The sequence below is a fragment of the Erwinia amylovora genome (assembly GCF_017161565.1).
Classification (GTDB): Bacteria; Pseudomonadota; Gammaproteobacteria; order Enterobacterales; family Enterobacteriaceae; genus Erwinia; species Erwinia amylovora.
The window spans coordinates 481,864-494,217 of the sequence record NZ_CP066796.1 but is presented as its reverse complement, the minus strand read 5'-3'; the positions used below and the strand labels follow the sequence as shown (position 1 = coordinate 494,217).

The 12,354-nt window shown below is 54.6% G+C and carries 11 protein-coding genes; 6 read left to right on the top strand and 5 right to left on the bottom strand.

What is annotated here, in order from left to right; genetic code table 11:
- Nucleotide 1: 1 nt before the first annotated feature.
- Nucleotides 2-1,306, bottom strand: a complete 1,305-nt coding sequence (locus tag JGC47_RS02295; protein ID WP_004161784.1) for a CYTH domain-containing protein — start codon at nt 1,304-1,306, stop codon at nt 2-4.
- Between the two features lie 245 nt (nt 1,307-1,551).
- Here JGC47_RS02295 and JGC47_RS02290 point away from each other — a divergent pair, with 245 nt between their 5' ends.
- Both JGC47_RS02290 and JGC47_RS02285 read left to right on the top strand, forming a co-directional pair.
- Entirely contained in the window at nt 1,552-2,172 is a 621-nt protein-coding gene (locus JGC47_RS02290) for a TIGR04211 family SH3 domain-containing protein (protein WP_004155213.1), read from the top strand.
- Nucleotides 2,173-2,307: 135 nt separating this feature from the next.
- The gene (locus tag JGC47_RS02285; RefSeq protein ID WP_004155212.1) at nt 2,308-3,534 is read left to right on the top strand and encodes a multifunctional CCA addition/repair protein; all 1,227 of its coding nucleotides are present in this window, start codon (nt 2,308-2,310) and stop codon (nt 3,532-3,534) included.
- A gap of 91 nt (nt 3,535-3,625) precedes the next feature.
- On the opposite strand, the gene bacA is transcribed toward JGC47_RS02285, so the two are convergent.
- Together bacA and folB are read right to left on the bottom strand one after the other, a co-directional pair.
- Nucleotides 3,626-4,447 (bottom strand): undecaprenyl-diphosphate phosphatase, encoded by an 822-nt coding sequence (gene bacA / locus JGC47_RS02280; RefSeq protein ID WP_004155211.1) that lies wholly within the window; start codon nt 4,445-4,447, stop codon nt 3,626-3,628.
- Nucleotides 4,448-4,584: 137 nt separating this feature from the next.
- Entirely contained in the window at nt 4,585-4,944 is a 360-nt protein-coding gene (folB, locus tag JGC47_RS02275) for a bifunctional dihydroneopterin aldolase/7,8-dihydroneopterin epimerase (protein ID WP_013036260.1), read from the bottom strand.
- A 108-nt stretch (nt 4,945-5,052) separates the two neighbouring features.
- On the opposite strand from folB, the gene plsY reads away from it, so the two are divergent.
- Nucleotides 5,053-5,670, top strand: a complete 618-nt coding sequence (gene plsY / locus JGC47_RS02270) for a glycerol-3-phosphate 1-O-acyltransferase PlsY (protein WP_013034826.1) — start codon at nt 5,053-5,055, stop codon at nt 5,668-5,670.
- Nucleotides 5,671-5,679: 9 nt separating this feature from the next.
- Here the strand turns inward: plsY and tsaD are convergent, their stop codons facing one another.
- Complete coding sequence (tsaD, locus tag JGC47_RS02265; RefSeq protein ID WP_004155209.1) at nt 5,680-6,693, bottom strand: tRNA (adenosine(37)-N6)-threonylcarbamoyltransferase complex transferase subunit TsaD; 1,014 nt, start codon at nt 6,691-6,693, stop codon at nt 5,680-5,682.
- A gap of 303 nt (nt 6,694-6,996) precedes the next feature.
- Here tsaD and rpsU point away from each other — a divergent pair, with 303 nt between their 5' ends.
- The 3 genes from rpsU to rpoD all read left to right on the top strand — a co-directional run bounded on the left by rpsU (nt 6,997) and on the right by rpoD (nt 11,542).
- A complete protein-coding gene (gene rpsU, locus JGC47_RS02260; protein WP_001144069.1) occupies nt 6,997-7,212 on the top strand; it encodes a 30S ribosomal protein S21 in 216 nt (71 codons plus the stop codon).
- A gap of 417 nt (nt 7,213-7,629) precedes the next feature.
- The gene (gene dnaG, locus JGC47_RS02255) at nt 7,630-9,408 is read left to right on the top strand and encodes a DNA primase (protein ID WP_206215643.1); all 1,779 of its coding nucleotides are present in this window, start codon (nt 7,630-7,632) and stop codon (nt 9,406-9,408) included.
- 289 nt (nt 9,409-9,697) lie between these two features.
- Nucleotides 9,698-11,542: an RNA polymerase sigma factor RpoD gene (gene rpoD / locus JGC47_RS02250; protein ID WP_004155205.1), complete on the top strand. Its 1,845-nt coding sequence runs from the start codon at nt 9,698-9,700 to the stop codon at nt 11,540-11,542.
- 121 nt (nt 11,543-11,663) lie between these two features.
- On the opposite strand, the gene mug is transcribed toward rpoD, so the two are convergent.
- A complete protein-coding gene (gene mug / locus JGC47_RS02245) occupies nt 11,664-12,182 on the bottom strand; it encodes a G/U mismatch-specific DNA glycosylase (RefSeq protein ID WP_004155204.1) in 519 nt (172 codons plus the stop codon).
- Nucleotides 12,183-12,354: the final 172 nt, after the last annotated feature.

Here is a 12,354-nt window from a genome sequence, read left to right as displayed (position 1 = left end):
GTTAAGGGCTGCCGTTTTTCCAGAATGCAGGCTGTTTCAAAGCCTGGCGAAGATAACCGTCGAGCCAGGCATCCTGCTGCCTGACAATCGCCTGCCCCAGCTGCTGCCAGCTCTGGAGCCAGGCGTTGACCGCAGCGGCGTCATAAGACCCCGCCAGCAGGTGAACAGCCAGCAGCTGTCGATGCAGACGCGTCAGTTTGTCCTGATACTCGCCTGCATGGTTAACCTGAGCAAAGGTCTCTTTCAGGTCGGCAGCAATGCGGCCCAGCATAACATCGCTAAAACGCTTATATGAGCCTTGCAGTTTAGCGTCAGCCTTGCTGTCGACGAATTCCCGCCAGCGCGCGGTGACAAGCCAGTTAGTAAGCGCTAACTGGGGTTGCAGCCAGAGCGCGCTAAAGCACAGGGTTTCCGCCACGATGTCATCGTCCAGCATCGCCTCTTCCAGCAGGCTCAGTTTCTGGCGCAAGTCGCTACTGGCCTTACGCGGCACCAGTACACCAAATAGCGAGAAAGCCTGACGCAAGGTTTCCAGCGCATCTTTCACTTCGCGCAGCGCATCCGCATTACCGCGTAACCACAACTCTTCATGATATTGCCACTGGCTAAGCGCCAGAAGGAATGCCGCCTGCATCCCCTCTGCCACCGTGGCTTTCGGCCTGACGTTGAGTAAGGGCAGCGGGCGCAGCGAACCCGGCGGATTACCCTGCGCCAGCGCATAGCCGCGTGCGGCTTTAGTCAGGCTACCAAGGCGCAACCCGTCAAGCGTTGCCAGCTCGTCAGCAAAGGCCAGCAGGTCGTCACGATGGCCGCTTTTCAACTCCAGTTCGATCTCCATTAAGGGCTGGTTCAGTGCGCCTGCACTGACTGTTCCATTATCGAAAGCAACCTCGATCTCGCTTTGCAGATAAGTCACCACCCACTTTTCCCGCACAAAGTGGGAACTGAACAAGACGTTAAGCTGCTGCTGTAAAGCGGCAACATCGGTTCCAGCAGGCCAGATTTCGCCAGGTAACCGTTGGATATCCAGCTCAGGTTGGGTGAGCGGCACATTATACTCCGGCCGCTGGTGCAGCCCGCCGACGGTTTGTCCGGCGGTTTTCAGCGTCATCTCGTAGCGGTCACCAAAACCACGAATGCGCAGCCCCATATCCCAACGCCGCAGCTGGTTGTCGTTCGTCTCGAAGTAAATATTGGTCAATTTCTGGCCCGGCGTGTGCTGATGAGGCCACGCGGCCAGTCTGGCCGCCACTTTTGTCGCTGCTTCAGGCGCAGCAATGAACTTTAATTCGATTTCAATGGTCATAATGTCTTATCTACGTCGTTAGGGGCACGGTCAGATTGTCAGATTACGCCCGCGTTTGTCTTGCGCTAAATCGGGTGTGATACTGCCGCAAAGAGTAATGCACAACAGGCGGAGCTGTCTCTGCTTAAATTACGCCTTCGCGCGCGCTCAGCAGGATGAGATCAGGACAGTTCTCATTCAGGTTTCTGCGGGGCCGCTCCAGACTGTGCCATGAATTTTTCCAGCACTGATATAAAAGAGTTCGAATGAAAAAAACTCACCTCATTAGCCTGACTTTATTCGCTTTTAGCGCAACGGCGAACCTCCATGCCGCAGAAAAACGCTATATTTCTGATGACCTTTCTACCTGGGCGCGCAGCGGTCCGGGCAACGATTATCGGCTGGTTGGCACCTTGAACGCCGGCGAAGAAGTTGAATTGTTACAGAAAAACGACAACACCAAATACGGTCAGATCCGCGATAGCGAGGGAAAAACCACCTGGATCCCTCTGGCCCAGCTCAGTGAGCAACCCAGCCTGCGCACCCGCGTACCGCAGCTGGAACAGCAGGTAAAAGAGCTGTCGGCAAAGCTGGCCAATATCGATGGCAGCTGGAATCAACGCACGGCGGACATGCAAAAAAAAGTTGCCGGCAGTGATAATGCGATTAACAGCCTGAAAGCCGAGAACCAGCAGCTGAAGAATCAGCTGTTGGTGGCAAGGAAGAAGGTCGATGCTGCCAATGTCCAGCTTGACGATAAGCAGCGCACCATCATTATGCAATGGTTTATGTATGGCGGCGGGGTCGCGGGCATTGGCCTGCTGCTGGGGCTGCTGTTGCCAAGGATGATCCCACGCCGGAAACAAAATAATCGCTGGATGAATTAAGCCTTGGCGAAAATCTTAGGGGATCTGCGGATGCCCCTTTTGCCGTGTCTGCGATTTATCATTTCATCAAGGCGAATGGTATAGTGCGACGATTCATCATCGATTCATTTGATGGCACGCTTCTGGAGATGCTCAGTGAAAACATACCTTGTCGGCGGCGCAGTACGCGACGGACTGTTAGATTTGCCGCTGAAAGACAAAGACTGGGTGGTGGTGGGAGCCTCTCCCCGGCAGATGCTGCAGCTCGGTTATCAGCAGATCGGTCGTGATTTTCCGGTGTTCCTGCACCCGGACAGCCATGAAGAGTACGCACTTGCACGCACCGAACGCAAATCAGGCCAGGGCTACACCGGGTTTGTCTGCTATTCCGCGCCGGATGTTACCCTTGAACAGGACCTGGCGCGCCGCGATCTGACCATCAATGCCATTGCCCGGGACACTGACGGCAATTACTACGATCCGTACGGCGGGCGCAGCGATTTACAGCAGCGCCTGCTGCGCCATGTTTCTGCTGCCTTTAATGAAGATCCGCTGCGTGTATTGCGTGTAGCACGCTTTGCTGCCCGTTTCGCCGATCTTAATTTTCGCATTGCCGATGAAACACTGGCGCTGATGCAAACCATGACCGACAGCGGTGAACTGCAACATTTGACGGCGGAGCGGGTATGGAAAGAGACGGAAAGCGCCCTGCAAACGCCAAACCCTCAGGTGTTCTTTCAGGTGCTGCGTGACTGTGGCGCACTGGCGGTGCTGTTCCCGGAGCTGGATAAGCTGTACGGCGTTCCCGCTCCGGCAAAATGGCACCCGGAGATCGACACCGGCGTGCACACCCTGATGACGCTGGCGATGGCTGCCCGGCTTAGTCCGGAAATTGAAATTCGCTTTGCCGCCCTGTTCCACGACGTGGGTAAAGCCCTGACGCCCCCGGAAAAGTGGCCGAGCCATCACGGCCATGGTCCGGCAGGCGTACCGCTGGTTGCCGCATTATGCGAACGTCTGCGCGTGCCAAATGCGCTGCGTGACCTGGCGCTGCTGGTGACCGAGTTTCACGATCTGGTGCACACCATTCAGCACCAGCCACCGGTTCAGCTGGTAGCGCTGTTTGACCGGGTTGATGCCTGGCGCAAACCGCACCGCGTACAGCAGCTCGCGTTAACCAGCGAAGCCGATGCCCGAGGGCGCACCGGCTTTGAAAGTAATCCTTACCCACAGGGTGATTATCTGCGCGAAGCCTGGCTAATCGTGCAAAACGTCTCGACTAAAGAGGTAGTGGATGCGGGATTCAAAGGGATGGAAGTACGCGATGAACTGACGCGCCGCAGGATTGCCGCGCTGACAGCGTGGAAAAACACTCAACAATAAAGCAGCATGGCTTCTGCTCTTTGCGCTGACCTTATGCCTGCTAACCTCTCAGGGGCGATGGCGTATACCCTTCGCCCCGGTGGCCGGTGACTTACAGCACAAACAGCGCATAGACCGCCGCCGCTACGATAAAGCGATAGATGGCAAACGGAATAAACGAAATACGTTTAATGATGTGCAGAAAGCTTTTAATCGCAATCAGCGCCACGATAAAGGCCGAGACAAAACCGACGGCAAACATCGGGAAATCGGCCATGGTCAGGAAACCCATGCTCTTGTAGAGATCCAGCCCGGTCGCACCGACCATCATCGGGACCGCGAGAAGGAATGAGAACTCAGAAGCCGCATAACGGCTGACACCCATCAGCATCCCGCCCGAAATGGTGGCACCGGAACGCGAGAATCCCGGCCACAGCGCCAGGCACTGGAAGCAGCCAATTATAAACGCCTGACGGTACGTGATATCATCCACGCCGGGTGATTTGGGCTGCCTGGGCTTCAACAGTTCTGCCGCAATCAGCAGTACGCCGCCGACCACCAGCGCATACATCACGTTGACCGGGTTGAACAACATCTTGATGCGATCGTGCAACAGCAAACCAATCACTACCGCTGGCACCATGCCCAGCATAATATGAATTAACGACAGTCTGCCCTGTCCGATCCCTTCGTGTTTGACTTCACCGCAGTGAATGCCAATCAGGCCAAACAGACGACGCCAGAACATCACCACTACGGCCAAAATTGAGCCGAGCTGGATGACCACTTCAAAGGTTTCTGCCTTATTCCCCTCGAACCCCAGCAGATGGCCGACAAGGATCATGTGCCCGGTGGAAGATACCGGGAGAAATTCCGTCAGCCCCTCCACAAGCCCAAGTATTGCTGCTACCCAAAGCTGATGCATGTCTGCCATCAAATCTACCCCTGTTAAATACATGAAAAAGGCGGTCGCTTTACGCCACCGCCAAATTTTGCCCGTTTCGCATTAACGCAACACTGGGACAGAAGATAATGTGATTTGGTTTCATTGTGATGGCAATCACATTAAATTTATTTCGGAATAGTCCCGCGTTCGATAACCACACCCACCTGGCGCGCCTGAGCCACCGCCCCAGGCTTACTGAGCTTTATCCGCACCCACGGTGAGGCGAATCGAGCCATCAGCAAGGTTGCGACCTCTTCTGCAACCCGTTCAACTAACGCAAATTTGCCCTGACCGACATGATCAATGATCGCTTCTGCCACGTCGGCATAGCTCAGGCAATCGTTTACATCGTCGCTGACAGCGGCTTTACGATTGTCCCACGCCATTTCGACATCGAACACCAGCTTCTGCTGAATAGTCTGTTCCCAGTCATAAACGCCAATGGTGGTGATAACGGACAGTTGATCGATAAATACAATATCCATGATGCGGCTCTCTGTTTTTGTTATCGCCGGATACCATCCCCGGCAGTTTATGCGTATTATCCACGGATACCGACAACAAAACGACCCCCAACAAGACGGAACGGTGTTATGAGTATATTCGCGCCTGGCATGATCCTCTTCGCGTATCTGTGTGGCTCCCTCTCCAGTGCGATCCTGGTTTGTCGGCTGTTCGGATTACCGGATCCTCGTCACCACGGCTCGGGTAATCCGGGAGCAACAAACGTACTGCGCATTGGTGGCAAAGGTGTGGCCGCAACGGTGCTGGTGTTTGATGTATTCAAGGGGATGCTACCGGTCTGGCTGGCTTATCACTTAGGGGCGACGCCTTTTTATCTGGGGCTGACCGCGATTGCGGCCTGCCTCGGTCATATCTACCCGGTGTTTTTCCGCTTCAAAGGCGGTAAAGGCGTTGCCACAGCATTGGGGGCAATTGCGCCGATTGGCTGGGATTTAACAGGTTTGATGACCGGCACCTGGTTGCTTACCGTGCTGCTAAGCGGCTACTCCTCCCTTGGGGCGATAGTGAGCGCGTTAATTGCTCCCTTTTATGTCTGGTGGTTTAAGCCGCAGTTTACCTTTCCGGTGGCGATGCTTTCATGCCTGATCCTGTTACGTCATCATGACAATATTCAGCGCCTGTGGCGTGGGCAGGAAAATAAGATTCGGAAGAAAAAGCAGCAGCAGAAAGGGCCAGGAGAAACCTGACCCGCTGATTCAGATCGCAGGCAGGTCGGCCAGAGGCCAGCGTGGACGCACGGTAACACTGAGTTCAGCGTGCGCACCGCCTTTCAACCGCACCATGCCTGCATAAGCGATCATCGCCCCGTTGTCGGTACAGAACTCAGGGCGGGCATAAAACACCTCTCCACCACGTTTCTGCATCATCTCTGCCAGTTTAGCGCGCAGCGTACCGTTAGCGCTAACGCCCCCGGCAATCACCAGCCGTTTGAAACCACTTTGATCCAGCGCCCGACGACACTTGATCGCCAGCGTATCAACCACCGCGTCTTCAAAAGCACGGGCAATATCCGCACGCGTCTGGCTGCTGTCATCATTGTCCCGAATGGTGTTGGCTGCAAAGGTTTTCAGCCCGGAGAAACTGAAGTCCAGCCCCGGACGATCGGTCATAGGCCGTGGGAAAACAAAGCGTTTTTCCACTCCTTGCTGGGCCATTTTTGACAGCATGGGGCCGCCGGGATAGTCCAGCCCGAGCAGTTTGGCCGTTTTATCGAATGCTTCACCCGCCGCGTCGTCAACTGACTCCCCCATCAGGGTATATTCACCCATGCCGGTCACGCTGATGAGCTGCGTATGGCCACCGGAAACCAGCAGCGCAACAAACGGGAAGGCCGGTGGATTATCCTCCAGCATTGGCGCCAGCAGATGCCCTTCCATATGGTGCACGGCAATCGCCGGCACGTCCCAGGCAAATGCCAGCGAACGACCGATGGTAGCGCCCACCAGCAGTGCGCCGGCCAGCCCCGGCCCGGCGGTATAGGCGACCGCATCGATATCCTGCGCCTGCAGCCCGGCTTCCTGTAGCGCCGCCTGGATCAGCGGCACGGTTTTACGCACATGATCGCGCGAGGCCAGTTCCGGCACCACGCCACCGTAATCGGCATGGAGTTTGACCTGGCTGTAGAGTTGGTTAGCGAGCAAACCGTCAACATCATCATAAATGGCAATGCCGGTTTCATCGCAGGATGTTTCAATTCCGAGAACACGCATGGTTTTTTCACCTCATTCTTGCGGCGCGCAGTGTAGCATGATGGCACCATGGCGGGCGGCAAATTTACCCGTTGCGTGGTTAAGCCTTGTACAGTAAGGCGATTTTTTTTCCACCCGAAGCGTCTGATTCGTGTATAATCAGCCCCCTGAAAAAAACCGGCAGCCGCACAGGCGCATCTGTTGGTGACATTATGCTATGGTGCTTTACAACGCAGCCTGTGTTGGAGTAAAATTCCGCACCATTTTGAAATGAGCTGGCACCGATGCCAGCAGCAAAACCGATTTTATCGAGGTGAGAGTTACATGCCGGTAATTAAAGTACGTGAAAACGAGCCATTCGACGTTGCACTGCGTCGCTTCAAGCGTTCTTGTGAGAAAGCAGGCGTTCTGGCTGAAGTTCGTCGTCGTGAGTTTTATGAAAAACCGACAACCGAACGCAAGCGCGCTAAAGCGTCTGCAGTTAAACGCCACGCGAAGAAACTGGCTCGCGAAAACGCACGCCGCACTCGTCTGTACTAATATTCGGAAGGTTCGCCTTTACGCTTCACAGACAAGTTAGTAGTTTTCAGGCCGTGCTTCCGAAAGGAATGCGCGGCTTGTTGTCGTTTATGAACTATAAACAGTTGGAAGCAACAGGATAGCGAAAGCAGCCAACACCGCCAGACGCTGAAAGATGAAGGGGTAATCCCCAATAGCTTTCAGTGACTGGCAAGGCGGCAATTGAGCGCATCCCCGGGAGCTTACAAAAGTAAGTGACCGCGGTGAGCGAAAGCAGCCAACACCGTCAGATGCTGAAAGATGAAGGGGTAATCCCCAATAGCTTTCAGTGACTGGCAAGGCGGCAATTGAGCGCATCCCCGGGAGCTTACAAAAGTAAGTGACCGCGGTGAGCGAAAGCAGCCAACACCGCCAGACGCTGAAAGATGAAGGGGATTTATGGCAGGACGCATTCCGCGTGTATTTATCAACGACTTGCTGGCACGCACGGACATCGTGGACCTTATCGATGCTCGCGTTAAGCTAAAAAAGCAGGGCAAGAACTATCACGCGTGCTGTCCTTTTCATAATGAAAAAACCCCTTCTTTCACCGTCAACGGCGAAAAGCAGTTTTACCACTGTTTTGGCTGCGGCGCGCACGGTAACGCCATCGACTTTCTGATGAATTACGATCGTCTGGAGTTTGTCGAAAGTATTGAAGAGCTGGCGACCCTGTATGGCCTTGAAGTGCCGTATGAAAGTGGCAGCGGCCCCAGCCAGCTTGAGCGTCACCAGCGCCAGAGCCTCTACCAGTTGATGACCGGTTTACGCGATTTTTTTCAGCAGTCACTGACTCAGGGCCCGTCGGCCGGCGCACGCGACTACCTGGCGCAGCGTGGGCTGAGCGATGAGGTCGTTAAGCATTTTTCTATTGGCTTTGCCCCGGCGGGCTGGGACAACGCGTTAAAGCGTTTTGGCAGCAATCCCGACGATCGCCAGTCGCTGATCGATGCCGGTATGCTGGTGACAAACGACCAGGGGCGCAGTTACGATCGTTTCCGTGAACGGGTGATGTTTCCCATTCATGACAAGCGCGGCCGCGTGATCGGTTTTGGCGGACGGGTGCTGGGCGATGGGATGCCTAAATACCTTAATTCGCCGGAAACCGAGATTTTCCATAAGGGCCGCCAGCTGTATGGCCTGTATGAAGCGCTGAAAAATTACCCAGAACCAGGCAAATTGCTGGTGGTTGAGGGCTATATGGATGTGGTGGCGCTGGCCCAGTTCGGCGTAGATTATGCCGTGGCATCTCTTGGTACCTCCACCACCGCTGAGCATATCCAGCTGCTGTTCCGCTCGACCGATACGGTAATTTGCTGTTATGACGGCGACAGAGCGGGTCGTGAAGCTGCCTGGCGCGCGCTGGAAACCGCCTTACCTTACATGAATGATGGTCGTCAGCTACGCTTTATGTTTCTGCCTGACGGCGAAGACCCGGACACGCTGGTACGCAAAGAGGGTAAAGAGGCGTTTGAAGCGCGGATGGAGCAGGCGATGCCGCTCTCCACGTTTCTGTTTGACACGCTAATGCCGCAGGTGGACTTGCGCTCACCTGACGGTCGCGCACAGCTCAGTACTTTAGCATTACCGCTTATTAGTCAGGTACCCGGTGAAACCTTGCGTATCTATTTGCGGCAGGAACTGGGCAACAAACTTGGCATCCTTGACGACAGTCAGCTGGATAAGCTGCTGCCAAGGCAGGCGGAAAGTGCGAAAGCTGTTGCGCAACCTCAGCTAAAACGCACAACTATGCGTATACTTATTGGGCTGCTTATCCAAAATCCGCAGCTGGCGACGATAGTGCCGCCACTGGATGGGTTAGAGCAGTCGGAAACGCCGGGGTTCCCCCTGTTTGTTGAGTTAGTAAGCACTTGCGTTGCTCATCCTGGCCTGACCACCGGCCAGCTACTAGAGTTATATCGCGGCACAAAATTTAGCCAGAGCCTTGAAACACTGGCAACATGGAACCACATGATCGTAGATGACGAAGTGGAAACCATGTTTCAGGATGCGTTGGCCAGCATGTACAACAACGCGCTGGAGCGCCGGCTGGAAGAGCTGATTGCTCATGACCGCACGCACGGGCTAAATGCCGAAGAGCGCCGCGAGCTGTGGACACTAAGCCAGGCTCTGAAAAACATTAAAAGGGTGAACCCTTTTTGTTATTTCCCTACTTAACCAACGGAATTAAGAAACGTTATCGACGCGGCCCGTTTGATTGCTGCCAGCGCGTAGGACCTTAGCGTACTTGAAGTACCTCAGGGATCCCAGCACGGCCAGAGGTCAAAATGGCAAGTGAGATAGCTTCAACACAGAATACAGCGGCTTAAGTGCCGAATTAGCGTCAGGTAGATCCTGACAGCCGCCACGACGGGCAGCGGCAATAATCTCAACGCCCTCACTGTTATTGTTGGCACGTTAGCCGACCGACACCAATCTAATTTAACAGAAGTGTGGACACCGTCTTATGGAGCAAAACCCGCAGTCACAGCTGAAGCTACTTGTCACCCGTGGTAAGGAGCAAGGCTATCTGACCTATGCCGAGGTCAATGACCATCTGCCGGAAGATATCGTCGACTCCGATCAGATCGAAGACATCATCCAGATGATTAACGACATGGGCATCCAGGTCGTGGAAGAAGCGCCTGATGCCGACGATCTGATGCTGAATGAAAACAGCAGCGATACTGATGAAGACGCTGCCGAAGCGGCTGCTCAGGTGCTTTCCAGCGTTGAGTCTGAAATCGGGCGTACTACCGACCCGGTGCGTATGTACATGCGTGAAATGGGTACGGTTGAACTGTTGACGCGCGAAGGCGAGATCGATATCGCTAAACGCATCGAAGACGGCATCAACCAGGTTCAGTGTTCCGTTGCTGAATACCCGGAAGCGATTACTTATCTGCTTGAACAGTATGATCGTGTTGAAGCAGGTGAAGCGCGCCTGTCCGATCTGATCACCGGCTTCGTCGATCCTAACGCTGAAGAAGATATTGCCCCGACCGCTACGCACGTAGGTTCTGAGCTGTCTGCGGAAGAGCGTGACGACGACGAAGATGAAGACGAAGAATCTGACGACGACAGCTCGGATGATGACAACAGCATAGATCCTGAGCTGGCGCGTGAAAAGTTCAACGATTTGCGCATCCAGTACGAAACCACCCGTACGGTGATTAAAGCTAAAAGCCGCAGTCACGCTGATGCCATCGCAGAGATCCAGAATCTGTCCGACGTATTTAAACAGTTCCGCCTGGTGCCGAAGCAGTTCGACTTCCTGGTGAACAGCATGCGTGTCATGATGGATCGCGTTCGTACTCAGGAACGTATCATCATGAAGCTGTGTGTTGAATTGTGCAAAATGCCGAAGAAAAACTTCATCACGCTGTTTACCGGCAATGAGACCAGTGAAACCTGGTTCAAAGCCGCGCTGGCAATGAACAAACCGTGGTCGGAGAAGCTGAACGATGTTTCAGAAGATGTGAACCGCGGCCTGCAGAAGCTGCAGCAGATTGAAGAAGAAACCGGCCTGACCATCGAACAGGTTAAAGACATCAACCGCCGTATGTCTATCGGTGAAGCGAAAGCGCGTCGGGCGAAGAAAGAGATGGTTGAGGCAAACCTGCGTCTGGTTATCTCTATCGCCAAGAAATACACCAATCGTGGTCTGCAGTTCCTCGATCTGATTCAGGAAGGTAACATCGGTTTGATGAAAGCGGTAGATAAGTTTGAATACCGCCGTGGTTATAAGTTCTCAACTTACGCCACATGGTGGATCCGTCAGGCTATCACCCGCTCCATTGCCGACCAGGCCCGAACCATCCGTATTCCGGTGCATATGATTGAGACCATCAACAAGCTCAACCGCATTTCGCGCCAGATGTTGCAGGAGATGGGGCGCGAACCGACGCCAGAAGAGTTAGCCGAACGTATGCTGATGCCGGAAGATAAAATCCGTAAGGTGCTGAAAATCGCTAAAGAGCCGATCTCCATGGAGACGCCGATTGGTGATGATGAAGACTCACATCTGGGCGACTTTATCGAAGACACCACGCTGGAGCTGCCGCTGGATTCTGCGACCTCTGAAAGCCTGCGTTCAGCGACCCATGACGTGCTGGCGGGCCTGACCGCGCGTGAAGCAAAAGTTCTGCGCATGCGTTTTGGTATTGATATGAATACCGATCATACGCTGGAAGAAGTGGGCAAACAGTTTGACGTAACGCGTGAGCGTATCCGTCAAATCGAGGCGAAGGCACTGCGCAAACTGCGTCATCCAAGCCGCTCCGAAGTGCTGCGCAGCTTTCTCGACGATTAATCGATATTCTGCGATATAAAATGGCCCCCGCTCTGCGCGAGGGGCCATTTTTTTTGCCCAATACCCTGTCGCCAGGGACTTTTACCTGTTCAACATCCTTCCTGGCTTGTCACACTTCCAATCACCGCCCCTGCTGACTGAGCGCTTCATGCAGCTGCGCATAGGCCGCTGTCATTTCCTGCTGGGAAGCGCGGTTCAGTCCGCTGGGATTGGGCAGTACCCAGATTTCCGTCCCGCCCAGGGCCAGAGGCTGCCTGCCCCACTCCACCTTACTACGGCGAAACGCCTGCTGATAAGCCTGCTTGCCCAGCACCGCCAGCGCAGCGGGCTGAAAACGTTCAATCTTATCCACCAGCGCCTGTCCGCCACTGCGTAGTTCGCGGCTGGTCAGCTCGCTGGCCAGCACCGTTGGCCGCTCGACCAGCATGGTGATGCCACAACCGGTTTCCAGCAGCTGCTGCTCCTGCTCAGGCTTGAGCTGGGTCCGGGTGAAACCCGCCTGGAAAATGGTTTTCCAAAAGCGGTTGCCGGGGTGTGCAAAATGAAAGCCGGTATGGGCAGAGGACTTGCCGGGGTTAATACCGCAGAACAGCACCCGCAAACCAGGCTGGATGATATCGATAATACCCTGTGCTGCCATAGATTCTTCTCACTAACACTGCAGCCCTCAGATGATGCAAGAGCCAGCAAATTCACAAGGGGGCGATCCGCCGCTAATGACCAACAGGTGGTTCGCCTGCGACAGCAATGTTATGAAATCAGGCCGAAAAACACCAGTTGAGAAGAAGAGGTAGTTCCCCGACGTGACGCCG

What these genes read in the sequence shown, in the direction of transcription:
- rpoD (WP_004155205.1), top strand. Translation starts at nt 9,698, where the DNA reads ATGGAGCAAAACCCGCAGTCACAGCTGAAGCTACTTGTCACCCGTGGT.
- tsaD (WP_004155209.1), bottom strand. Translation starts at nt 6,693, where the DNA reads ATGCGTGTTCTCGGAATTGAAACATCCTGCGATGAAACCGGCATTGCC.
- folB (WP_013036260.1), bottom strand. Translation starts at nt 4,944, where the DNA reads ATGGATATTGTATTTATCGATCAACTGTCCGTTATCACCACCATTGGC.
- rpsU (WP_001144069.1), top strand. Translation starts at nt 6,997, where the DNA reads ATGCCGGTAATTAAAGTACGTGAAAACGAGCCATTCGACGTTGCACTG.
- mug (WP_004155204.1), bottom strand. Translation starts at nt 12,182, where the DNA reads ATGGCAGCACAGGGTATTATCGATATCATCCAGCCTGGTTTGCGGGTG.
- bacA (WP_004155211.1), bottom strand. Translation starts at nt 4,447, where the DNA reads ATGGCAGACATGCATCAGCTTTGGGTAGCAGCAATACTTGGGCTTGTG.
- JGC47_RS02295 (WP_004161784.1), bottom strand. Translation starts at nt 1,306, where the DNA reads ATGACCATTGAAATCGAATTAAAGTTCATTGCTGCGCCTGAAGCAGCG.
- JGC47_RS02290 (WP_004155213.1), top strand. Translation starts at nt 1,552, where the DNA reads ATGAAAAAAACTCACCTCATTAGCCTGACTTTATTCGCTTTTAGCGCA.
- dnaG (WP_206215643.1), top strand. Translation starts at nt 7,630, where the DNA reads ATGGCAGGACGCATTCCGCGTGTATTTATCAACGACTTGCTGGCACGC.
- plsY (WP_013034826.1), top strand. Translation starts at nt 5,053, where the DNA reads ATGAGTATATTCGCGCCTGGCATGATCCTCTTCGCGTATCTGTGTGGC.